The following is a 22,220-nucleotide window of genomic DNA, read 5'->3' on the forward strand; positions in this document are numbered from 1 at the left end:
TCTCCCCTTGTGGGAGGAGAAGGTGGCGCGAAGCGCCGGATGAGGGGTTGTCTCCACGGGCGGGACTCGCGGAGAGAACCCCTCACCCGTCTCAATCGCGCTTTGCGCGATTGATCCACCCTCTCTCATAAGGGGAGAGGGGGGCACCGAGCCCGCGTGAATCATGTTGACTCTTGCCCGGTTCTGATTCGACTCCGCTCTTTAAGGATTTGACCCGAACACCGCCGCTTGTGGAGCCCGTGCAAACTTGATCTAGTGCCGCCTCGATCGCATCAACGCGAGATGTTGCGGTGAACGTATCGGGTTTCGGGAGGAGTCAGCGATTCGGACGCGATTCGTTCCAGACTCGTTCCAGAGCTTAAGCCGCGACCGCATCGCCGTCGCAAAGTGAAACAGAATCGGCGGAATTGACGCCGAGGAACCAGAAGGGCTTCCCGTCATTGCGAGGAGCGTAGCGACGAAGCAATCCATTCCTCCGCTTGCCGCGCTATGGATTGCTTCGCTTCGCTCGCAATGACGGTTCGGGCGCCGCCAGTTAAAAGAAACATCTGCAAGACATGGCTTTCTCACCATCCACGTTCGCGACCGATCGCGCGCCCGGCGCAGGCGTTACCGCCGTGCTGGGGCCGACCAACACCGGCAAGACGCATCTGGCGATCGAGCGGATGCTGGGGCATTCGTCCGGCGTGATCGGCCTGCCGCTGCGGCTCTTGGCGCGCGAGGTCTACAACAAGATCGCGGCTCGCGCGGGCGTCGAGGCGGTCGCGCTCGTCACCGGCGAGGAGAAGATCAAGCCGAAGAACCCTCGCTATTGGGTCTCCACCGTCGAGGCGATGCCGCGCGACCTCGACGTGTCGTTTCTCGCCGTCGACGAAATCCAGATCGCCGCCGATCTGGAGCGCGGCCATGTCTTCACCGACCGCATCCTGCATCGCCGTGGTCGCGACGAGACGCTGCTGCTGGGTGCTGCGACCATGCGGCCGATCATCGAGCGGCTGCTGCCGGGCGCTTCCATCGTCACGCGGCCACGGCTGTCGCAGCTCGAATTCGCCGGCGACCGCAAGATCACGCGCCAACCCAGACGGACCGCGATCGTCGCGTTCTCGGCCGATGAAGTCTACGCGATCGCGGAATTGATCCGCCGCCAGCATGGCGGCGCCGCCGTCGTATTGGGCTCGCTGTCGCCCCGCACACGCAACGCGCAGGTCGCGATGTTCCAGAACGGCGACGTCGATTATCTCGTCGCCACCGACGCCGTCGGCATGGGGCTGAACCTCGACGTCGATCACGTCGCCTTTGCCTCCGACCGCAAATACGACGGCTATCAGTTCCGGCGGCTCAATCCGTCCGAGTTCGCGCAGATCGCCGGCCGCGCCGGCCGCGCCACGCGCAACGGCACCTTCGGCACCACCGGGCGCTGCGCGCCGTTCGAGCCGGAACTGGTGAACGCGCTGCAGAACCACACCTTCGACAGCGTCAAAATGCTGCAGTGGCGCAATTCAAAACTGGATTTTTCCTCGCTGGGCGCGCTGCAGGTGTCGCTGGCGCTGTCGCCCGGGCATGAGGCCTTGACCCGCGCGCCGATTGCTGAAGATTTGCGCGTGCTCGATCATGCGGCGCGCGACGGCGAGGTGAGGGACATGGCCCACGGCGCGCCCGCGGTGGAACGGCTGTGGGACGCCTGCCAGATCCCGGATTACCGCAAGATCGCGCCGGCGGCCCATGCCGAGCTCGTGACCACGCTTTATGCATTCCTGATGAAAAAGGGCCGGATCCCTGACGCATGGTTCGCCGCCCAGGTCGACCAGGCCGACCGCGTCACCGGCGATATCGACACGCTGTCGGGCCGGATCGCGCAAATCCGCACCTGGACCTTCGTCGCCAACCGGCCGGACTGGCTGTCCGACCCCGACCACTGGCAGGGGATCACCCGTGAGGTGGAAAATAAATTATCCGATGCGCTGCATGAACGCCTTACGGAGCGTTTCGTTGACCGGCGGACCAGTGTATTGATGCGCCGCCTGCGGGAGAACTCAGTTTTGAATACGGAAATTGGCAAGACCGGCGAAGTGATCGTTGAAGGACATGCGATCGGCCGCCTCGATGGATTTACCTTTGCACCCGATGCGGCGGAAGCCGGCTCGGATGCGAAAGCGTTGCAGGCCGCAGCGCAGCAGGTGCTCGCCAGCGAGATCGACGCGCGCGCCACAAAGCTTGCCGCGGCCCCCGACGATCAGTTCGTGCTGACAAGCGACGGCACCATCCGCTGGACTGGCGACGCGGTGGCAAAGCTCGTCGCGGCCGACGACGCGCTGCATCCGCGCATTCGCATCATTTCCGACGAGCGCCTCTCCGGCGCGCCACGCGAGGCCGTGCAGACGCGGCTCGATCTGTGGCTGAAGACGCATATCGAAAAGCTGCTGGGGCCGCTGTTCGGGCTCTCCAAGGCCGAGGACATCACCGGCATCGGGCGCGGCATCGCGTTCCAACTGGTCGAGGCGCTCGGCGTGCTGGAGCGCTCGAAGATCTCCGCCGAGATGAAGGATCTCGACCAGGCCTCGCGCGCCAGCTTACGCAAATATGGCGTGCGCTTCGGCGCCTATCACATCTATTTCCCCGGGCTCCTGAAGCCCGCGGCGCGCGCGCTGGCCTCGCTCTTGTGGGCCGAGAAGCAGGAGAACGTCGACATGTCCGCGCTCTCGGGCGCGCAGCATCTGGCGAGCTCGGGGCGCACCTCGTTCCCCGTGGACAAGGCGCTGCCGCGCGACGCCTATCGCGTGCTCGGCTATCGCCAGTGCGGCGAGCGCGCGGTGCGCGTCGATATCCTGGAGCGGCTCGCCGATATCATTCGCCCCGCGCTGGCCTGGCGCGAATCTTCGCCCGGCGAAAAGCCGGCCGGCGCGTTCGACGGCCGCGGCTTTGTGGTGACGCAGGCGATGACCTCGCTCACGGGATCTGCCGGCGAGGACTTTGCCTCGATCCTGCGCGCGCTCGGCTACCGCATGGACCGCCGCCCGCCGCTGCCGCCAAAGCCCGCGCCGGTCGAGGTGGTCGAGACCGTCGCCTCCGAGACGCCGCCGGTGGAAGCCACCGCCGAAGCAACATCCGAGACACCGGCAGAAGAAGTCGCTGCCGAAGTGCCGGTGGCGAGCGAGCCCGTGTCATCGGCCTCGCTGCTGCCCAACGTCACGCTGGTGGCCGAAGAGCCTGCGGCGGCGGCCGAGGCTACTCCCACCGAGACCACGCCGGCGGACGCCGCGATTGCGGACGCGCCCCCGGAACAGGAAGCGGAGCCAGCGATCAGCGCCGCGGAAGCTGCGGCCGAGCCTGCCACCGCGAGCGAAGCGCCTGCCGAAGGCGCTGTTACACAAGCTGTTGCCACAGAAGCCGCGCCCGCAGAGACAAAACCCGAGACGCCGGCCGAGCCGCAGCTCGTCGAAGTCTGGCGGCCCGGTGGCCGATCCGACGAGCGCCGTCCGCATCACGACCGCAACCGCCAGCGCCATCACGGACGCCCGGCCGAAGGCGCGCAAGCCGCCAGCGGCGAAGGCGCCGAAGGCGCGCCGCGCGAGCAGCGCCATCGCCGCGGCCGCCGCAATGACTTCAGAAAGCCCCGCGAGGGCGCGCCGGCGGATGTCACCGCAGCGCCCGCGACTGAGGGTGCACCGGCGGCCGAAGCGCGCGAGCAGACGCGTCAGGACCGTCCGCCCCGCGAGCGTTTCGAAGGCAAGGGCCGCGACGGCGATCGCCGCGACAAGTTCGATCGCAACAAGGGCGACCGCAACAAGGGTGGTGGTCGCGACAAGGGCGAGCGCGGCGGACGCGATTTCGGCGGACGCGACAAGGGCGGCCGCGACAAGCGCGACTCAGGCCCCTCGCACCGTCAGTGGGCGACCAGCGCGAGCCCACGCGATCGCGACCGGCCGGTCGATCCCAATTCGCCATTTGCAAAACTGGCGGCGCTGAAGGAACAGCTTGCGGGCCGCAAAGAATAACCTAGCAAGGAATAACGGGAAGGTCGTTGGAGCGGCAGCGTCTCGATAAATGGCTGTGGCACGCGCGGGTGGTGAAGGCCCGCACCTCCGCCGCCGCGCTGGTCCAGGCCGGTCACGTCCGCATCAACGGTGTGCGCGAAATGGCGCCGGGACATTCAGTGAAGGTCGGCGACGTGCTGACGATCGCGCTCGATCGCAGCGTGCGCATCCTCAAAGTGGTGGGATTTTCCGAGCGGCGGGGCGACGCTGCGGCCGCGCGCGTGCTCTACGATGATTTGCAGAACGGCAAACAATAACTATCTGGATTGGGCGCGCAGGAGCGCCTGAAAAACGGCCGTTTGAGGCTGGCTGCTTCCCTTGCGGCAGCGCACCGCATGCGCTACGCAAACCCCGGAAAACTATCCGTTTCGGAGCCTTGTTCGGAGCCCTGGATGACTTACGTCGTCACTGAAGCCTGCATCAAATGCAAATATACCGACTGCGTTGAGGTCTGCCCCGTCGACTGCTTCTACGAGGGCGAGAACATGCTGGTCATCCATCCGGACGAATGCATCGACTGCGGCGTCTGCGAACCCGAATGCCCCGCCGACGCCATCAAGCCCGACACCGAGCCCGGCCTGGAGAAGTGGCTCGAGGTCAACACCGAGTACGCCAAGAGCTGGCCCAACATCACCCAGAAGAAGGAAGCGCCGACCGACGCGAAAGAATTCGAGGGTGTAGAGGGCAAGTTCGAGAAATATTTTTCCAAGGAGCCCGGTAGCGGCGACTAGGCTGTGGATAAGTTTAAGGGCTCATTGAGCCTGTTTTCGGCCCCAAACTGAACCGAACCAGCTTGGCGGATTTAACCCTGTTAGCGGACTTATGGCGGATACGGCCCGTAAAGGCCCGGAACCCGGCGTAAATCATTGATTTTTGCGGAAAATGTGCTATATTGGGCACATTATAAGCCGAACCTGGCCATGCGTATCCTTGGCCCCGGTGGGTTTCCGTAAAAACATCGAACAGGGGCGTGGCAGTTCCGCGCGCAGGCTGTGTCACAGAAAACGCGTAAAAAGAGTGCTTCCAAGACCACGAAAAAAGCCGCTCCGGCCAGCCGCAGCGCAACCAAAGGCCGTGCCAAGGCAACCGTAAAGGTGGCCAGGAAGGCTGCGGCCACAAAGTCCTCAAAGAACAAAAGAAGCGCAATGCCAGAAAAGACTGCCAAGACTGCCGCGAAAGCGACGGGTTCGAAGACCACTGCGTCGAAAGTTGCCGCCAAAGCTCCGGTGAAGACCCCTGTGAAGGCTGCGCCCTCGAAAGCCGTTGCGCCGAAGGCTCCCGTCAAGCCGGCCGCCGCCGCGCCGCGCGTCGAGGAGCCGAAGAAGGTCGTGACCCAGCGCCAGGGCTTCAAGGCCAATGAATTCGTGGTCTATCCGGCTCATGGCGTCGGCCAGATCCTGGCCATCGAGGAGCAGGAGATCGCCGGCGCCAAGCTCGAGCTGTTCGTGATCAATTTCATGAAGGACAAGATGACGCTCCGCGTGCCGACCGCCAAGGTCGCCAATGTCGGCATGCGCAAGCTGTCCGAGCCGGCGCTGGTCAAGAAGGCGCTGGAGACGCTGAAAGGCCGTGCGCGCGTCAAGCGGACCATGTGGTCGCGCCGGGCGCAGGAATACGAAGCGAAGATCAATTCGGGCGACATCGTCGCGATCGCCGAAGTGGTCCGCGACCTCTACCGTTCGGAATCGCAACCCGAGCAGTCCTATAGCGAACGCCAGCTTTATGAAGCCGCGCTCGATCGCCTGTCGCGCGAAATCGCCGTCGTGCAGCATTCGACCGAGACCGAAGCGGTCAAGGAAATCGAAAGCCAACTCGCCAAGAGCCCGCGCCGCGGCGCCAAGGCTGAGGCGACGGAGGCTGACGGCGAAGCCGACGAGGCTGATGTCGAAGCCGACGGCGACGATGCGGCCGTGGCGGACGAAGCCGCCTGAAAGGGTTCGACGGATTGAGATAAAAGCCCGGCTGAAATGCCGGGCTTTTTGTTTGGGGCGTGCGCGAACACAAGAAACGGCGGAGAGCGCTGCGCGCGCGGGACTTCAAGCGCCAAGGGCTATTTCTACTTCAGAAGTAAACGCGTTCCGGATATCTGCTGCCCCCGAGCGGGGTCTCGTCCGGAACATCAGGGTAGGCCCACCAACGGCCGCAGCAGGAGTGTGACGCCCGCGACCAGCGTGCAGCAACTGCTCAACAGTATGAAGAGAAGAAAATTTTCCATGCCACGATCCCTTTTCCCTTCGGAAGCCGACGCTTGAGCCCGCAATCCGTTCCGGTCATTTTTGCGGAGTACATTTGCAATAAAGGCGGCCGACGTCCGGTTCCGCAGCGGAACTTGACGCGATGTCGCCGTTCGAATCGGTGCTGGCCAGCGCTCCATTTGGGGCAGGGCAATTGGAACTGGTCGGCAAGGAGAGGGCCGCTGGCCATTTTATCTCCGGCTTGCGGCCGAAGCCGACGCGGCTGATGTCGATGCCGATTTGCTCGGCGTGGATTGTCTGCAACTTCGCGCCGGCGTGCCGCGGCGGACAACTCGCTTGTGCCCGCAATGATGAGTAACTCCTGCCGCGCCTCAACCTGTCGCGCCGCCGTTCGCCCGGAATGTGGTCAGATTTCCGGCCTCTTGTGACCAAATTTAAAAGTAAGTCTGGCATTCCACATCCAATTGAACCGCAGGGATGTTCGATGAAAACGCAAATTCGGCTGGTTGTTTTCGCCGCCTGCATTGCCGCTCTCGCACCGATCGGCATGCCGACTGTGCAGGCGAAAGCGCAGATCAAGGAATGCAGCGTTGCGCCGCCATCAAATGCACGCGGGCCTTGGTCCTGGCGCCTGATTGATGGACGAAAATGCTGGTACGCCGGCAAGACTGCGATCTCGAAATCATCGCTGCGGTGGGCCGCAGCGGCGCCCGCGCAAGCCAAGGCCGACGCCGTGCCCGTCGTTGTCGCTACAGAGAAACGTAGCGACCCCATGGATGCGCAGGCGCGAATGCTCAACGACGATAGTTTCGAGTCGCGGTGGCGCGCGCGTGTGACTATTGAGTAGATTTAGTTCGTACGAACTTTCTCAACACGTCGCTCCTGCTCAAGGCCGGGGCTACGTGGTGAACATGTCGCTCTCTCCGCGTCATTGCCTGCGGCAAACGCGAAGCGTTTGCGCAAGGGAGCGTAAGCGACGAAGCAATCCACACTGTTTGCGTAGCCTTGGGATTGCTTGCGCCTTCGCCCGGTGGGCTACGGCGGACAATTCGCTTGCGTTCGCAATGACGGGCTAGCTATTCGCCATCGCAAATGAACCCATTACAGACTCTCGAGCGAGCGAGCCCGCTCACGTTCAAGATGTCTCCGGAGACATGCTTCCAGAACGGTAACGCTTAGCCTCATTCACGGGAGCGCGGGGTCATGTGCCCAAGCCATGCCGTGAGCCTTGATCTTTCCCTGACCAAACCATCCTGATTGAAGTGGTGAACACAGAAGTGCGCCCATGAATCTTCGAACGCCATTTCCATGTCACCTGTGACCGACGTGGTACCTAGCCCGATTTCTGCGTAAGTAAACTCGAAACTGCCACTAGGACGCGCCAGCGCAATGTGGAATGGTTGACCAGTAAACTCGTTGATCTGCGGCCTGCCGGTGCTCCGCATGACGCCTTGTATCTCTACCCTTGCGGTTCTGAGTTCCAAGTCCGCGTCGAGATCAATCGGTAGGAACAACGTCTCGCAAAATTCCGAGCATGTGGACGCGAATACGGCGAAAAAGTTGCTCAATGGTTCGCATGCCTCGCCTGAGATGATCGTTACAAGCGCGATTCGTTGAGCTTCATCCGCACGCTCGTCGATAACGATCTGGCGCCGGCCGGTTCCGTCCTTGATTTCGCCGGGCCACTTGTACAGCGCCGCCCAGTTCAAGCCTGAGAGCGGAGTATCGTTGAAGTGGCCTTCAACGATGGTGCCGACGAAGGCCGACTGACAATAGCCGTGAGTGCTCGGCAGGTTGAACTGGCAACCACAATTCATAGCGCAATTGCAGTTATCATAAGTCTCGCTCTTGAATAGCCATTGATCGTCCATCTGACTGCCCTTTCCGAAAGCGATGACGCTCAACTCGATTCTGCGCGAGCTTCAAGTCGGAACGAAGCGATAGGCGCCATCCTTGCGCTCGACGAAGCCGGTGCCAGGGAACGGAAGGTGAGCGCCGATCAGCCGGCGCTTGTCAATGACGAGTCGATCAAGCAGGCGCAGGCGGGTCGAGATGCCACGATCGGGCTCATGGTCGACTGGCACCGGCCACGACGGATACTGGAATGAGATCACAGCGTGCGTAAGCGCATCCGCAACGACGACGAGACCATCCCTACCGGCGATTTCGACCGAGATGTGGCCCTGCGTATGCCCTGGCGTATCGATGACCTGCACGCCACTGACAATCTCATCGCCATCCCGTACCGTCCTCATCCTGTCCTTGACGTGCGAGAAATGGTTCTTGGCGCCATTGATGATGCGATCATTGGTTGCCAGGACTGCCGGTAACCTTCGCATCACATCCGGGTCGGCCCAAAGGTTCCATTCGATGGCCGAAACGAGATAGCTCGCATTCGGATAGATCGGGTTGTCATTCGCGTCGAGGATGCCCCAAAGGTGGTCGGGATGGCCATGGGTCAGGACGATCTTGGTCACGGCCGCAGGTGGAATGCCGGCAGCTTTGAGGTTCTCCGCAAGCTTTCCCGCCGTGGGCTGGTGGCGCGGGCCGGTGCCCGTGTCGACCAGGACCACATCGGACTGGCTACGGATCACCGCGACAGTGTTCACAAGCTGGAGCTGTTCGCCGGTTTGTCCTGCTGCGTTCAGGGCGGCTTCGCGCTCGGCGGGCGGAGAGTCCGGCGTCACGAGGAAGCCCGCCGGAAGGAAGAAATGGCCGTCGCTTACGACCAGAGTCTCGAGGCTGCCTGATTTGTGGACCGGTACCATATGGACGGCTGCGCTTGCCGGTCGCAGCGAAGAAACGCACGCAGCTGCGGCCAGAGCCGCTGCAGCCGATTTACCCAGAAATTGGCGACGAGCTATTCTGTGAACATGCCCTGCAGTCACGACGCTTCCCTCCTCGATGGGCCACCCTTATCGATAGGCATCGCCCCCGTTGGGCACGAAACTTAACTGGCGCATTTGGGCGCCAGATATCCGATTGCCGCGAGGGCCTATCCGGAAAGCGCGTAAAACGTGGAAATCGCCCCCTGGCAAGCGCCAACGATCATTATCCAAGAACTGCAAGAATGATCGGGCAATTCCCGGGCCCCGGTACCCATACCTCGGCACGCATGGTATGCTCGATCAACACGGAGGCGAGCATGCAGCTTGGCACAGCGCCGCTTCTGGAGCAGATGCCCATCTTCCACAGCCGCAATGTGGAAGAGACCGGTGCGTTCCTGCGCGCGAAAGGCTATCGCTTCGACATCGCAGGGCGGCAGGCCCGCCAGCTCGATGCGCGCCTCAACGGCGTTTACACGCCGGGCCTCTACATGGGTTACGTGCAATACGGCGGCGCATCGGTTGTCCTGTCTCCGAGCCCCGCCCGCACGGACACCTGGATTCACCTGCCGCTTCGCGGGCAACTTGAAGCCACCATTGGCCGTGACAACATCGTTTGCAATTCGAACCTTGCCACGATCATCTCGCCGATGCGCGAGAGGTGTCGGCTGGTATCGGAGGCCGATAGCAGCCGCATCCAACTGTCTTTGACCAAATCCAGCCTTACAGGTCAGCTTGCCGCCCTGCTCGGCGAGCCACCAACCGCTCCCCTCGATTTTGCGCCCAGCATCGACCTCGCCGCGGGGTATGGCCGCAGTCTGACACGCTACGTGCTGATGGCCGTCGCGGACCTGGAACAGGCGGGATCGGTGCTCTGGAGCCCGACGACGATGAGCAAATTCGAGCAGTTCATTGTTACCGCACTGCTGCTGTCGCACCCGCACAATTACAGCAACGCGCTGCGACGCCTCGAGAGGCCGATTGCGCCGCGTGACGTGAGGCGCGCGGTCGACTATATCGAAGCCCACCTCGACCAGGCAGTCACCGTGGCCGACCTCGTTACGGCGACCGGCGTGGCGGGCCGAACGCTCTTTATGCACTTCAGGGATTTCAAGGGCGTCTCGCCGATGCGCTACCTGCGGAACGCCCGCTTGAGGCAAGTTCGCCAAGCCTTGCTGCGGGCCGATCCGGAAGCGAATGTCACCGACATTGCCATGAGCACGGGGTTCGCCCACATGGGCCGGTTTTCGGTCACGTACCGCGCGTACTTTGGGGAAAGTCCTTCGGAGACGCTGAGAGGTCAGACGCAGCAGCTTCGGAAGCAACCGTAGTTTGGCAAGCTCCAGGCCAGCACTTGCGTTTGCGAGTGCCTGCGTCTCAATCCACCACGATCTTCACGCGATCCCTTGGCTTGACCTGTGCGTGCTGGTCGAGGCCGTTGAGGATACGGAAGCGCTCGGCGGGGCGGTCGATGTTGGCCATGCGGTGGGCGAGAGATTCCACGGTGTCGCCGGGCTGCACGGTGATGACCTTGATGCGCAGGGGGCGCGCCGCCTGGATTTCTTCAAGCGTCAGGCGGCGGAACGAGTTGACGGTTTCGCGCGCGTTGCGCTCGCTCTCGGTGTTGCGATGCTTGGCGGCAAAGATGAAACGGTAGACGTCGCTGCCGTAGCGCAGCGCATAGACCTTGAACTGCCATTGATCGCCGTTCGCGGAAGCCGAAGCCACCGGGAAACCGTTGATCATGAGGTCTTCCGTCGAGCCCTTGTCGACGCCTTCCATCCAGCCCGAATTGAGATAATCGGCGAGCGACTGTTCGGCCGGCACGCGCACCACATCGAAGCGCATCGCCTGCGTGCCGCCTTCGCGCACGCCGATCACGGCCTGCGCCGTGTTATCCAGCGTGAACGTCTCGGGGGCTTGGAAGGTGAAGCCGAGCTTGGGGTGCAGGAAGCGCCGGCCGCGCACGAAACCTTCGCTGGGGTCCTCGCCATAGACGATGTTGTCGATCGCGGCGAGATAGGTCTCGCGGTCGCGCTCGCCGCCCTGGGGCGAGGTGTATTGCCGGGCGCTGGCCTGCGCGTTCTGCACGCGCTCGGGGGTTGCCGGATGCGAGGACAGGAAATCCTGCGCGCGCGGATCGAGCGAGGTCTTGCCGGCCTTCAGCGCCGCGTTGCGCTCCATCGCCGACAGGAAGCGCGACGCGCCATAGGGATCGAAACGGGCGCGCGCCGAAATCCCGACGCCGATGCCGTCGGCCTCGAATTCCTGCGCGCGCGAGAAGCTCGCCATCGTCAGCTTGGTCTTCGCCAGCGCCAGCGCCGTCAGATCGGGGTCGTTGCTCATGTCGGTGACGACCCGCGTCACCACCGCGGCCTGCCGCGCCTGGTCTTCCCGGATCGAGGCGTGTTTTGCGATGACATGCGCCATCTCGTGGCTCAGCACCGAGGAAAGTTCCGAAGTGTCGCTGGCGAGCGCCACCAGGCCGCGCGTCACATAGAGCTGGCCGGTCGGCAGCGCGAAGGCGTTGACCGCGCCGGAATTGAGGATGGTCACGCGGTAGGCCTGCTCGGGACGGTCGGAGGCCGCGACCAGGCGGTCGACCGTCTTGCCGATCAGGGTAGCGAGCTTCGGATCGTCATAGGCGCCGCCATAGGAGGCGAGAATGCGCTCATGTTCGCGCTCGCTGGCAGGCGTCTGCGCGACGGTGCGGCTCGGCTTCGGCGCCGCTACCGTTGGCGCGGCGGTCTCGAGTTTTCCAAGATTTCCACAGGAAGAAAGCGTGAGCGCGGCGCATAGCAGCGCCGGCGCAGCCAAGAGGCGGCCGCCCGTAGTTCCTTCGCGCCGTTGTGCACGATGCGTCAAATCAGCCACTGGACCACGATCCGATTGGAATCGTGATCTCATCCCTTTTTTGCGCGTGATCCAAACGAAAACCGGTGCCCAGTCCTCGGATCAAGCGCTATTTCCCGCCCAGCACCTCAATCTGCCCCACCCGGAACAGTTCAATCCGTGGTCCTCCCCGCGACGACACAACGCCGCGGACACGAATCCGTCGATTTTCGAGCAACTTAGGTCCAAGGCCGGCGCCCTCAAACGCCGGAATGATGCGCCTTGAAATAGTCGCAGCAAAGTCCCGTGTCCAGTTCCGCCCGAAATTCAGGTAGATTATCGCCCCTGCCTGCCGAACGGACAGAACTCTGCCCTCGACCACCGTAAAGTGCCCAATCGCGGACAGAATATCGCCCGGACTTTCCGTGTTTTTTATGGCCGTGGTTTCAGCCCAGATGCCCAATTTGGCATCGCGTGCGGCGCCCTCGGCGGTGGTCAGTGCTGCAGCGCAATTTTTGTCGGCGATATCGGCCGAAAACAGCGCTTCGCCGCGACGCAGCAGATCGCCTTGCACCGAGTGTTCCGAGCCGGTCACGAACACAACGGCGACCTGTCGGCCGTAGCGATCCGGCGAATCGTCTTCGCCATGCAGCGTCACGTCACGGCCGCCGGCGATGGCCGACAGTGCGGCTCTGCCGCTGGCCCGGTCGGTTCCACCACGTTCGATGCCGGCGAGGCGGATTTCGCGGCCGTCTTCAAGGCGGAGGCTGCGCCCATCGATCACGGTGGCGACACGGCCTTCGCCCTGTCGCTCAAGCGCGCAATCGGCAGCGCCGGCCGGCCCGGCGACCGAGGCCAGCACGAAAAGCGATGCGGCGCATGCCGGAAGCGCACCGCTGCCGCACGATGCCGGTCCGATCATAACGCCGCCCTCCGACCTGTTCCTGTACGCTCGATTGTCAACGGCATTGCTACCTTAGATTGCCACGCAGGGGAAGACGATGGAAGTCAACGGCATCGCACATATTTTCCTCACCGCCTCGGATTACGAACGCTCGCGCGATTTCTATCGCAAGCTGTTGCCGTTTCTCGGCCTGAAGCCGGTCATCGATACCGACACGACCTATTACTGCGTCGGCGGCCGGACCGCGGTCGGCATCAGCGCGCCGTCAGCCGCGCATGAAGGCGCGGCATTCGAGCAGAAGCGTGTCGGTTTGCATCATCTCTGCTTCCGCGCCCGCGAGCGCGCCGACGTCGATGAGCTGCACGGCTTTCTGCAGGCGCTCGGCGCAAAGATCATCCGCGCACCACGCGAGGACCAGTGGGCGCCGGGGTATTACTCGATCCTGTTCGAAGACCCCGACGGCATCCGGCTTGAGCTCAATCATGTGCCGGGGAAGGGGTTGTTGGCTTAATTCACGCGTTGGTGCCGTAGGATGCGGAGAGCGCGGCCAAACCCATCACGCCACAGCGTAACGACTGATCGATTCCGGTTCGCTCCACTCATTCTACGCACTGGTTGTGCAACGCTGCTTGATGCAAATCGCGCGCGTATCAAAATCCAGTTGTTGGCATCGTGTCATGCGCTGCTTGGTAGTGAGCATCTGTAGCCGAGCACCGCTTCGCAAGAAATAGAGAGCTGATCGCAATCGAATTGCTGCATCAAGGCGTGCCAACTGAGGGACATTGGGATAAGTTTTCGTCGCCGTGGCCCAACATTCGGCCTGCTGTCAACCACACATTCCGGTGGACCCCAATGCAGCAGATTTCAGAGTGGCTCGAGAAACTTGGGCTTGAACAATACGCGCTGCGCTTTGCCGAGAACGGGATCGATCTTGATGTCCTTCCCGAACTGACGGATCAGGACTTCGACAGGCTCGGTGTCCTGCTCGGCCATCGACGTAAAATGCTGCGCGCGATCGCCGAACTCAATCAAAGCGAACTGGTCGCCGGGCCGGCGCTTCAGGATGATGCCGAGCGACGCCACCTCACCGTCATGTTCTGCGATCTGGTAGGCTCGACTGCGCTCTCGGCTCGCCTCGATCCCGAGGACATGTGGGAGGTGATCCGCGCCTATCGGGCTGCCTGCGCGAAGGTGATTGCCACTTACGACGGCAGTCTCGCCAGGTTTGTGGGCGACGGGATACTCGCCTATTTCGGCTATCCACGCGCACACGAGGATGACGCGGAGCGTGCGGTGCGCGCGGGGCTCGACATCATCGCCGCAATAGGACCGCTCGAAACGCGCGCGGAACGGGTCGAGGTGCGGATCGCGATCGCCACCGGGCTGGTGGTGGTGGGCGATCTCATCAGCGGAGGCGCGTCAGAGCAACAGGCAATGGTAGGCGATACACCGAACATCGCTGCCCGGCTGCAGGGCCTGGCAGAGCCGGGGGCGGTCGTCGTTGCTGCTTCGACGCGCGAGCTGCTTGGCGATCTATTCATTTTTCGCAACCTCGGCCTCCGAGAGGTCAAGGGCATCTCCGAACCCATCGCGGTCTGGGCAGTCGAAGGCGGAGCTGCGTCGGAGAGCCGCTTCGAGGCGGTGCGTACCGCGCGCTCGATGGGCTTTGTCGGCCGCAAGGCAGAGATCGAATTCGTGCTCTTGCGCCAGCAACTGGCGTGGCAGGGCCACGGCCAAATGGTGCTGATTTCCGGCGAGGCCGGGATCGGCAAATCGCGCATTGTGGCAACGCTCTCCGAAAGCCTCGCATTGGGGACCCACCGCCGGATACGGTACCAGTGCTCGCCCTACCACACGAACAGCGCGCTCCATCCCTTTGTCGCCCAGCTCGAGCGCGCTGCCGGCATCGGCTCACAGGATACATCCGAGCAAAAGCTCGACAAGCTTGAGGCAATGCTTGCGCTTGGAACGGACCAGGTCGCTAACGCGACACCGCTCATTGCCGCGCTCCTTTCGATTCCCTGCGGCGAGCGCTATCCGCCGCTCGGCTTGAGTCCTGCGCAGCAGCGGCGACAGACATTTGCTGCCCTTCTCGACCAGCTTGAGGGTTTGGCGCGGCAGCAACCTGTGCTGATTGTCTGCGAGGACATGCATTGGGCTGATGCTACCACGCTTGAGCTGTTTGATCTTACAGTCGACCGGATCAGGGGTTTGCCGATACTCGTGCTCATGACCTTCCGGCCCGAGTTCGAGCCGCCCTGGGCGGGTCTTCCCAATGTCAGCCTGTTGCGGCTCGACCGGCTTGACCGGCAGGACACGCGCGCTCTGGTCGAGCAGGTGACCGTCGGCCGGCATCTGCCAGGCGAAATGATGACGCAGATCATCGACCGGACGGATGGTATCCCGCTGTTTGTCGAGGAACTGACCAAGATGGTGCTGGAGTCTGGATTGCTTGTGGACGATGCCGGACGCTATCGCCTCGATAGCCCGCTCCCGCCGCTCGCCATCCCCGCGACACTGCAGGACTCGCTGATGGCGCGCCTTGACCGGCTGGCGCCGGTCAAGGAAGTGGCACAGATAGGCGCTGCCATTGGCCGTGACTTCTCATATAGGCTGTTGCGAACTGTGGCCGGTCGCGATGATCTGACGCTGAGTGCCGCGCTGGGCCAGCTCGAAGAGGCTGAACTGCTCTCGCGCCGCGGGACGCCGCCGGAAGCGAGTTATAGTTTCAAGCATGCGCTGGTTCAGGAAGCAGCTTACGAGAGCCTGCTGAAGAGCCGCCGGCAACTGCTCCATAAGCATATTGGCGATGTCCTGCGCGATCAGTTTCCGGTGATCGCCGGGACCGAGCCGGAAGTCGTGGCATATCACTTCACTGAAGCGGGGCTGGGCGAGGTAGCCCTCGAGTGGTGGCGCAAGGCCGGTCAGCAAGCGCTGAAACGCTCGGCATATTCCGAGGCAATCGCACATCTCGGCAAGGCGGTTGCGATCGCCGATGGGCTGTCCGATGAGCCGGGCCGGACAATGAACCGGCTGCAGCTTCAAATCGCATATGGCCGCGCGCTGCGGGGCTCCCTTGGGCACAGCGCTCCCGAAACGGTAGCTGCGTGGAAGCGCGCCCGACAATTCGCTGCCGACATCAATGATCCGGTCGAACTGGCGCCGGTCCATTCCGGCCTGTTCAATGCCTGCCTGACCCATGGCGAGATCGCGCCGATGCGGGAGTTGACGGAGGCCATCAGGGGCGTCGCCAGGCAGCGACCGGAATCGCCGGTGGCCGCAGTCCTCGCACACTGGACAACCGGGGTAACCTGCTGGTTCGGCGGCGACTACCTGAACGCGCGACTGCATCTCGAGCGCGCGCTTGCGATCTATGAGGCTGAACCTGACCCGGCGACCTTCAAGGCGTCGGCGCTGGACCTGCCTTTCGTCATCATGCGGTTTCTTGCGCTGGTGCTTTGGCCGCTCGGCAGGATTGATCGATCGCGCCGGCTCGCCGCCGAAGCGGTGCGCGCCACCGGAGATAAGCCGGCGCTTTCTCAAGCCAATGCGCTCGTTCACAAGGCGGTCTTCGATGGACTATGCGGGGGCATGTTGCAGGAAACGGAGACTATACTGGCTCTCGGCCTCGCGCGCGAGCATACGATGCCGTTGTACGTAGCCGCCGGCAGCTACCTGAACGGCCTGGCAAAGTGGCGCGCCGGTGACCGTATGGGTGGGCTTTCGGAAATGCAACGGGGCTGGACATTACTTCACGAGAATGACTGCTATCTCTGCGAACCATTTTGGGGGATGCAGGTTGCCGCGGCGAATGCAGAGGCCGGACAATTTGAATCCGGGCTGGAAATCTTGCGGGAGTTGATCTCCTCGACAGAACAATCCGGCCAGCATTGGCTCGATGCCGAACTCCATCGCAGCCAGGGTGAGCTGTTGTTGCGTCTTGATCCGCCAAACGTTTCGATGGCCGAAGACACATTCCGCAGAGCCCTGGAAATCGCCCGAACCCAACAAACAAAGACTTTCGAGCTGCGCAGCACAATTGGACTTGCGCACCTCTACCGTGCAAACGGGCGAGCCGCGGCAATACCCGAGGTGCTCGCACCAGTTCTTGCTGATTTCGGCACGGAGCGAGATCTGCCCGAAATCGAAGAAGCGGAAACCTTGCTCAAGCGAGGACAAGTGGCCCGGCCCGGCAACTGGTGATCGTTGCTGTCGAGCCAGCGCGCAGGATGCGGATTGCCGGTTAGCCATTCCGCTTAGCGGAAAACTTCAGCGCCTTGCCGCTGCTGACCCCATGCGGCATGATCGCGTCGAGCAAAATTCAAAGCCGCAGGCAATGCGGCAGCCGACAAGGGAGGCCATCCATGAAGAGAGCAGCAACGGGCATTGTCGCCGCGATCCTGGCGATGTCGGCGACGGCGGCATGGGCGCAGAGCAAGCCACCGCTCAAGCTCGGCGGCATTCTCGACATGTCCGGGCTTTATGCCGATATCACGGGGCCGGGCTCGGAGACGGCCGCGAGGATGGCGGTGGAGGACTTTGGCGGCGAGGTGCTGGGACGCAAAGTCGAGATCGTTGCGGCCGATCATCTCAACAAGGCCGACCTTGCCGCCAGCATCGCGCGCGACATGCTCGACAACCAGGGTGTTGAGATGCTGTACGACGTGGCGGCGTCTGCCACCGCGCTCGCCGCCGGCGAGATTGCGAAGGCGCGCAACAAGATCGTGATGTATAGCGGGCCGGCATCGATCCGCCTGAGCAACGAGGCGTGCGGCCCCTATACCGTGCATTATTCCTATGACACGTTTGCGCAGGCCAACGTCACCGGGCTTGCCACCGTGAAGTCCGGGTTTGAGACCTGGTTCTTCCTCACCGCTGACTATGCGTTCGGCCAGGACCTGGAAAAGGACACCACCAATGTGGTGGTGAAGGCCGGCGGCAAGGTGCTCGGCGGCGTCAAGCATCCGCTCAACACGTCGGACTTCTCCTCGTTCCTGCTGCAGGCGCAGAGTTCGAAGGCGAAGGTGGTGGGGTTAGCGAATGCCGGCGGCGACACCATCAACGCGATCAAGCAGGCGGCGGAATTCGGGCTGACCAAGAGCGGCGGCCAAAAGCTCTCGCCGCTGCTCGCCTTCGTCACCGACATCGACAGCGTCGGCTTAGAGACGGCGCAGGGCCTGCTGCTGGCGGAGGCGTTTTATTGGGACCTCAATGACGATACCCGCGCGTTCTCAAAGCGCTTCATGGACCGCGTCAAGCGGCCGCCGACCGCGGCTCAAGCCAGCGTCTACTCTTCGGTCGGCCATTACCTGAAAGCGGTGAAGGCCGCGGGCACGACGGACGCGGCCGCGGTCATGAAGGTCATGAAGGAGACGCCGGTCAACGACATGTTCGCCAGGAACGGCAAGATTCGCGAGGACGGCCGCATGGTGCACGACATGTATCTGTTCGAGGTGAAGAAGCCGTCTGAATCGAAGGCGCGCTGGGACTATTACAAGCTCCTGGCCACGGTCCCCGGCAGCGAGGCGTTCCAGCCGCTGGAAGCCTCGCGCTGTCCACTGGTGAAGAAATGACGCGAAGCGTCATCCCGGGGCGATGCGAAGCATCGAACCCGGGATCTCGAGATTCCGGGTCTGGTGCTAACGCACCATCCCGGAATGACGGAGTAACCAACCAACAACAACGAAAGCACGACACATGAGCGCAAACGAAATGGTCCTCCAGAAGCTCGACGCGGGGCTGCTCACCATCACCATGAACCGGCCGGACCGGCGCAATGCGCTCAACCCGGACATGACGCGCGGGCTGGTCGAGGCGGCGCGGCGCGCGGCGGAGGATCACGAGGTGCGCGCGGTGCTGGTCAAGGGCGCGGGCGGCACGTTCTGCGTCGGCGGCGACGTCAAGTCGATGGCCGAGGGCAGGGCGCCGCTCGGCTTCGAGGCCAAGATGGCCAATCTGCGCCGCGGCATGGAAGTCTCGCGCCTCCTGCACCAGATGCCGAAGCCCGTGGTGGCGCAGCTCGATGGCGCAGCCGCCGGCGCGGGGCTGTCGATCGCGCTGTCCTGCGACCTGCGCGTCGCCAGCGCCTCCTGCAAGATCACGACCGCGTTCGCCAAGGTGGGATTGTCGGGCGACTACGGCGGCACCTATTTCCTCACCCAGATGCTCGGCAGCGCCAAGGCGCGCGAACTGTACCTGATCTCGCCGGTGCTGAGCGCGACGGAGGCCTATAATCTCGGCATGGTGACAAAGGTGGTACCGGACGCCGGCATCGACGCCGAGGCGCATGATCTCGCGATGTCGTTGGCGCAGGGGCCGTCGGTGACGCTGGGCTACATCAAGCGCAACATCAACAACGCCGAGACGATGTCGCTGGAAGCCTGCTTCGACGCCGAAGCCATTCACCATTCGCGCTCTGGCGATACCGCCGACCACAAGGAAGCGGCGAAGGCCTTTGTCGAAAAGCGCAAGCCGGTATTTCAGGGACATTGAAAATGGCCGAGGGCATTGAGACGGCCGAATATCTCAGGCTGCGGCAAATCTGCCTGGTGGCGCCGCATCTGGAGCCGGTGATCTCGGATATCTCAGGGATCATGGGCCTCAATGTCTGCTACCGCGACGGCAACGTCGCCAAATACGGGCTGGAAAACGCGCTGCTGCCGGTCGACAGCATTTTGCTGGAAGTGGTGGCGCCGACCCGGCCGGGCACTGCGGCGGGGCGCTTTCTCGACAAGACCGGCGGCCGCGGCGGCTACATGGCGATCTTCTGCTGCGACGATCCCGATGCGCGCGGCAGGCGCGCCAACGGGATGGGCGTGCGCACCGCCAACGTGATCACGCACGCGCCCTATCACGGCGTGCAACTGCACCCGCGCGATTGCCGCGCGGCGTTCATCGAGTTCAACCACTCCGACGGCAGCGATGACGTGCTGGGGCCCTATCCGCCGGCGGGACCTGATTGGCAGAAGGCGATCGCCAAGGATGTGACGCAGGCGCTGCTAGGGGTCGAGATGGAAAGCCCGGATCCGCAAGGGCTGGCGGAGCACTGGGGGAAGATTTTGGGGATTGCCGTCAGCAGGAATGCGGGCGGTGAGCCTGAACTGAAACTGCCTAACGCCAGCTTCCGCTTCGTCAAGGGCGCTAGCGATTTGATGAGCGGGTTGATGTTCAGGGTTGCCGATATCGACAAGGTGCGCGATGCGGCGAAGGCGATGGGCTGCAAGGTGTCCCGCGATACGTTCGATCTTTGCGGGGTGGCATTCAAGCTGGTGGTGTGAGCCGTCATTCCGGGGCGCGCGCAGCGCGAGCCCGGAATCCATGGGGCCACGAGCACGAGCTGAGAAATGGATTCCGGGCCTGCGCCCTGCGGGCGCATCCCGGAATGACTGGGGAGATTGTTTTACCTTCCCTTGAAATTCGCCGCGCGGCGTTCGGCGGTGGCCTTGACGCCTTCCTTGAAATCCTCCGTCGCGCGCAATTTCGTCTGCTCGGCGAGTTCGTGGTTGGTGGCGGCCATGACGCGGTCGGCGAGGCCGGCGCGCATGGTGGCGCGGGTCGAGATCAGGCCGAGCGGCGAGCATTCAGCGATTTCGGCGGCGAGCTTCATGGCTTCAGCGCGCACCTGATCTTGCGGCACGCAGAGATTGGCAAGGCCCATCTTTGTCGCTTCCTCGCCGGTGACGCGGCGGCTGGTGTAGAAAATCAGCTCCGCATTGTTCTTGCCGACCAGTTCGGGAAGCGTCGTGGTCAGGCCGAAGCCGGGATGGAAGCCGAGTTTGGTGAAATTGGCGGCGAAGCGCGCCTCGGGGCAGGTGACGCGGAAGTCGGCGGATACGGCAAGACCCAAGCCACCGCCGATGGCGGCGCCGTGGACGGCGGCGACGACCGGCTTCTTGTTGCGGAAGATGCGCACGGCTTGCACATAGAGATGGTTGATCGGCAGGTTCGCCGCCGGGTCATTTTGCGCGCTGGCTTCCTGCTCCTGCCGCTTCGGGTCGGAGAAATCGGCGCCGGCGCAGAACGCCTTGCCTTGGGCCGCGAGCACCGAGGCGCGGATTTCGATGTCCTTGTCGAACTCCTCCAGCGCATCCGCGATCTGGTTGATCAGCGAGACGTCGAAGAAATTCAGCGGCGGTTTGCGGATTTCGATCAGGCCAACATGGCCATGCTTCTCGACGCCGATATCAGTGTATTTGCTCATGAACTTTCCTCGTTGAATTAGCGCAGACCGAGCGCGCGCTCAGCGCAGACCAAGCCCGCGGGCGATGATGCCGCGCAGCACCTCGGTGGTGCCGCCCTGGATCGTCAGCTTGGGCGCGGTCTTGATGGCGAAGTCGAGCTGCTTTTCCAGCGTCTCGCGGTTGGTGGCGGTTTCCTCGACGAAGGCGGCGAGGTCGCGTACTCGGTGCGGCAGTTGCTGCTCCCACACCGTGCCGATATCTTTCACAATGGAAGCTTCGACCACCGGCTCCTTGCCGGCCTGCAGCATGCCGGCGACCGACACCGACATGCGCCGCATGGCGTGGACCTGCGCCACCAGCCGCCCGATGCCTTCGGCACTTCGGGCGTCCGGGTTGTTGCCGACGGCGCGGACCAGTTCGGTCAGCACGTAATAGGTTTCCAGAAAACGCTCGGGGCCCGAACGTTCATAGGCGAGCTCGGACGTCGCCTGTTTCCAGGCGCCGTCGATTTCGCCGAGCACGTGATCGTCGGGAATGAAGTGGTCGGTGAAAACCACTTCGTTGAATTCATATTGCCCGGTGATCTGGCCGATCGGATTCACCTGGATGCCCGGCTGCTTCATCTTGACCAGAAACTGCGTCAGGCCGTGGCGGCGGTTCTCTTTGGTCGGCGGTGACGTCCGGAAAATCGCGATCATGTAGTCGGCGATATGGGCCGAGGAGGTCCAGATCTTGGTGCCGTTGATCAGATAGCCGCCGTCGGTCTTGGTGGCGCGCGTCTTGGCCGCGAACAGATCGGAGCCGGAATTCGGCTCGCTCATGCCGATCGCAAAGCACACCTCGCCGCGGCAGATGCGCGGCAGGATGTCCATCTTGATGTTCTCGGGCGCGTATTTCAAAAGCACCGGGCCGCTCTGGCGGTCGGCGACGAAGAAGCGCCGCGTCGGCGCATTCGCGACGCGCATTTCCTCGGTCACCACATAGCGCTCGAGGAACGAGCGCTCGTGGCCGCCATATTTCTTCGGCCAGGTCATGCCGAGCCAGCCGCGTGCGCCGACTTTTCGGGAAAATTCCGGCACGTCGGTGTCTTCGCGGTTCGGCTTGTGCGGATCGAAGGTGCCGGCGGCGATTTCTTCCGCAAGGAAGGCGCGCACTTCCTTGCGCAACTGCTCGCATTCGCTCGGCAGGCGGATCGGATCGAAACGAAGGGCTGCGGTCATTGTTGGTCTCGACTTCTATCTGGGCAAATC

General features: G+C 63.1%; 17 protein-coding genes. 11 read left to right on the plus strand and 6 right to left on the minus strand.

The window, feature by feature from the left end:
* The first annotated feature begins 557 nt into the window (after positions 1-557).
* From V1288_RS13525 to V1288_RS13545, 5 genes are all read left to right on the plus strand, one after another.
* Positions 558-3,995, plus strand: a complete 3,438-nt coding sequence (locus V1288_RS13525) for a helicase-related protein (RefSeq protein ID WP_334357502.1) — start codon at positions 558-560, stop codon at positions 3,993-3,995.
* Between the two features lie 26 nt (positions 3,996-4,021).
* Entirely contained in the window at positions 4,022-4,291 is a 270-nt protein-coding gene (locus V1288_RS13530; protein WP_334357503.1) for an RNA-binding S4 domain-containing protein, read from the plus strand.
* 135 nt (positions 4,292-4,426) lie between these two features.
* Entirely contained in the window at positions 4,427-4,765 is a 339-nt protein-coding gene (gene fdxA / locus V1288_RS13535) for a ferredoxin FdxA (protein ID WP_108512449.1), read from the plus strand.
* A gap of 414 nt (positions 4,766-5,179) precedes the next feature.
* Positions 5,180-5,965, plus strand: coding sequence for a CarD family transcriptional regulator (locus tag V1288_RS13540; RefSeq protein WP_334357504.1), 786 nt, complete (start codon positions 5,180-5,182; stop codon positions 5,963-5,965).
* A gap of 688 nt (positions 5,966-6,653) precedes the next feature.
* Complete coding sequence (locus V1288_RS13545; protein WP_334357505.1) at positions 6,654-7,076, plus strand: hypothetical protein; 423 nt, start codon at positions 6,654-6,656, stop codon at positions 7,074-7,076.
* Between the two features lie 334 nt (positions 7,077-7,410).
* On the opposite strand, the gene V1288_RS13550 is transcribed toward V1288_RS13545, so the two are convergent.
* Both V1288_RS13550 and V1288_RS13555 read right to left on the minus strand, forming a co-directional pair.
* A complete protein-coding gene (locus V1288_RS13550) occupies positions 7,411-8,133 on the minus strand; it encodes a DUF1326 domain-containing protein (RefSeq protein WP_334357506.1) in 723 nt (240 codons plus the stop codon).
* A gap of 18 nt (positions 8,134-8,151) precedes the next feature.
* A complete protein-coding gene (locus V1288_RS13555) occupies positions 8,152-8,997 on the minus strand; it encodes an MBL fold metallo-hydrolase (RefSeq protein WP_334357507.1) in 846 nt (281 codons plus the stop codon).
* Positions 8,998-9,374: 377 nt separating this feature from the next.
* Between V1288_RS13555 and V1288_RS13560 the strand changes: the two genes are divergently transcribed.
* The gene (locus tag V1288_RS13560; protein WP_334357508.1) at positions 9,375-10,385 is read left to right on the plus strand and encodes an AraC family transcriptional regulator; all 1,011 of its coding nucleotides are present in this window, start codon (positions 9,375-9,377) and stop codon (positions 10,383-10,385) included.
* Between the two features lie 46 nt (positions 10,386-10,431).
* Here V1288_RS13560 and V1288_RS13565 read toward each other — a convergent pair whose 3' ends face one another.
* Both V1288_RS13565 and V1288_RS13570 read right to left on the minus strand, forming a co-directional pair.
* Complete coding sequence (locus V1288_RS13565) at positions 10,432-11,919, minus strand: M48 family metalloprotease (protein WP_334361303.1); 1,488 nt, start codon at positions 11,917-11,919, stop codon at positions 10,432-10,434.
* Between the two features lie 97 nt (positions 11,920-12,016).
* The gene (locus V1288_RS13570; protein WP_334357509.1) at positions 12,017-12,808 is read right to left on the minus strand and encodes a thermonuclease family protein; all 792 of its coding nucleotides are present in this window, start codon (positions 12,806-12,808) and stop codon (positions 12,017-12,019) included.
* A 79-nt stretch (positions 12,809-12,887) separates the two neighbouring features.
* Between V1288_RS13570 and V1288_RS13575 the strand changes: the two genes are divergently transcribed.
* From V1288_RS13575 to V1288_RS13595, 5 genes are all read left to right on the plus strand, one after another.
* Positions 12,888-13,301, plus strand: coding sequence for a VOC family protein (locus tag V1288_RS13575; RefSeq protein ID WP_334357510.1), 414 nt, complete (start codon positions 12,888-12,890; stop codon positions 13,299-13,301).
* Between the two features lie 341 nt (positions 13,302-13,642).
* Entirely contained in the window at positions 13,643-16,993 is a 3,351-nt protein-coding gene (locus V1288_RS13580) for an adenylate/guanylate cyclase domain-containing protein (RefSeq protein WP_334357511.1), read from the plus strand.
* Between the two features lie 161 nt (positions 16,994-17,154).
* On the plus strand, positions 17,155-18,363 hold the full coding sequence (locus V1288_RS13585) for an ABC transporter substrate-binding protein (RefSeq protein WP_334357512.1): 1,209 nt from the start codon (positions 17,155-17,157) through the stop codon (positions 18,361-18,363).
* 124 nt (positions 18,364-18,487) lie between these two features.
* Positions 18,488-19,282 carry an enoyl-CoA hydratase gene (locus tag V1288_RS13590; protein WP_334357513.1) on the plus strand — a complete coding sequence of 265 codons (795 nt, stop codon included), beginning with the start codon at positions 18,488-18,490 and terminating at the stop codon, positions 19,280-19,282.
* Between the two features lie 2 nt (positions 19,283-19,284).
* Complete coding sequence (locus V1288_RS13595; RefSeq protein ID WP_334357514.1) at positions 19,285-20,067, plus strand: hypothetical protein; 783 nt, start codon at positions 19,285-19,287, stop codon at positions 20,065-20,067.
* Between the two features lie 122 nt (positions 20,068-20,189).
* Here V1288_RS13595 and V1288_RS13600 read toward each other — a convergent pair whose 3' ends face one another.
* Both V1288_RS13600 and V1288_RS13605 read right to left on the minus strand, forming a co-directional pair.
* Positions 20,190-20,990 carry an enoyl-CoA hydratase/isomerase family protein gene (locus V1288_RS13600; protein WP_334357515.1) on the minus strand — a complete coding sequence of 267 codons (801 nt, stop codon included), beginning with the start codon at positions 20,988-20,990 and terminating at the stop codon, positions 20,190-20,192.
* Positions 20,991-21,029: 39 nt separating this feature from the next.
* Positions 21,030-22,190 carry an acyl-CoA dehydrogenase family protein gene (locus tag V1288_RS13605; RefSeq protein ID WP_334357516.1) on the minus strand — a complete coding sequence of 387 codons (1,161 nt, stop codon included), beginning with the start codon at positions 22,188-22,190 and terminating at the stop codon, positions 21,030-21,032.
* Positions 22,191-22,220: the final 30 nt, after the last annotated feature.

It is taken from the genome of Bradyrhizobium sp. AZCC 2176, from assembly GCF_036924645.1.
Lineage (GTDB): Bacteria > Pseudomonadota > Alphaproteobacteria > Rhizobiales > Xanthobacteraceae > Bradyrhizobium.

Coding starts and splice junctions, on each gene's coding strand:
- V1288_RS13525 (WP_334357502.1), top strand. CDS start 558: ATGGCTTTCTCACCATCCACGTTCGCGACCGATCGCGCGCCCGGCGCA.
- fdxA (WP_108512449.1), top strand. CDS start 4,427: ATGACTTACGTCGTCACTGAAGCCTGCATCAAATGCAAATATACCGAC.
- V1288_RS13540 (WP_334357504.1), top strand. CDS start 5,180: ATGCCAGAAAAGACTGCCAAGACTGCCGCGAAAGCGACGGGTTCGAAG.
- V1288_RS13555 (WP_334357507.1), bottom strand. CDS start 8,997: ATGGTACCGGTCCACAAATCAGGCAGCCTCGAGACTCTGGTCGTAAGC.
- V1288_RS13560 (WP_334357508.1), top strand. CDS start 9,375: ATGCAGCTTGGCACAGCGCCGCTTCTGGAGCAGATGCCCATCTTCCAC.
- V1288_RS13570 (WP_334357509.1), bottom strand. CDS start 12,808: ATGATCGGACCGGCATCGTGCGGCAGCGGTGCGCTTCCGGCATGCGCC.
- V1288_RS13575 (WP_334357510.1), top strand. CDS start 12,888: ATGGAAGTCAACGGCATCGCACATATTTTCCTCACCGCCTCGGATTAC.
- V1288_RS13580 (WP_334357511.1), top strand. CDS start 13,643: ATGCAGCAGATTTCAGAGTGGCTCGAGAAACTTGGGCTTGAACAATAC.
- V1288_RS13585 (WP_334357512.1), top strand. CDS start 17,155: ATGAAGAGAGCAGCAACGGGCATTGTCGCCGCGATCCTGGCGATGTCG.
- V1288_RS13590 (WP_334357513.1), top strand. CDS start 18,488: ATGAGCGCAAACGAAATGGTCCTCCAGAAGCTCGACGCGGGGCTGCTC.
- V1288_RS13595 (WP_334357514.1), top strand. CDS start 19,285: ATGGCCGAGGGCATTGAGACGGCCGAATATCTCAGGCTGCGGCAAATC.
- V1288_RS13600 (WP_334357515.1), bottom strand. CDS start 20,990: ATGAGCAAATACACTGATATCGGCGTCGAGAAGCATGGCCATGTTGGC.
- V1288_RS13605 (WP_334357516.1), bottom strand. CDS start 22,190: ATGACCGCAGCCCTTCGTTTCGATCCGATCCGCCTGCCGAGCGAATGC.